Source organism: Adlercreutzia sp. DFI.6.23 (assembly GCF_024462535.1).
Taxonomy (GTDB): Bacteria; Actinomycetota; Coriobacteriia; order Coriobacteriales; family Eggerthellaceae; genus Adlercreutzia; species Adlercreutzia rubneri.
The window spans coordinates 1-458 of sequence record NZ_JANGBP010000067.1 but is presented as its reverse complement, the minus strand read 5'-3'; the positions used below and the strand labels follow the sequence as shown (position 1 = coordinate 458).

At 67.2% G+C, this 458-nt stretch carries 1 pseudogene; it reads right to left on the bottom strand.

The features are described from left to right. Positions 1-458: pseudogene (locus NE591_RS12365) on the bottom strand (serine/threonine protein kinase); the annotation flags it as partial.

Below are 458 nucleotides of genomic sequence, written 5' to 3'. Positions count from 1 at the left end.
ACCAGGCAGTTCATGGACAGCCACACGGAGGAGTAGCACAGCGCCGGCGGCTCGGTGTGCGCGGGCTGGGCGGCCTCGACGATCTGCCAGTCGTTGGCCTCGAAGATGGCGCGCTGCGGCTCGGGCAGCGGGCGGTGCGGGTTGTTGATGATCAGGCCCGGGCGCAGCGGCACGAAGGTCGCGTCGATGTGGATCGGGTAGGGGTCGCCGGGGAAGTTCACGGCGTGCACGCGGTACTCGGGGTAGTAGCGCTGGAACCAGTCCATGGCGGCGCGGTTGGTGGTCAGGCCGTGCTGGATGAACAGGTCCTTGCCCATGCGCATCACGTCGGCGGCGTCCCACATCGGCTCGACCTCGGTGGTCACGAAGTCCTTGTTGGCGGTGCGCACCAGGCGCTCCTCAAGGGTGATCTTCTCGTCGTAGTAGTTGTGCTTGTAGGAGCGGTCGGTCAGGCGCGG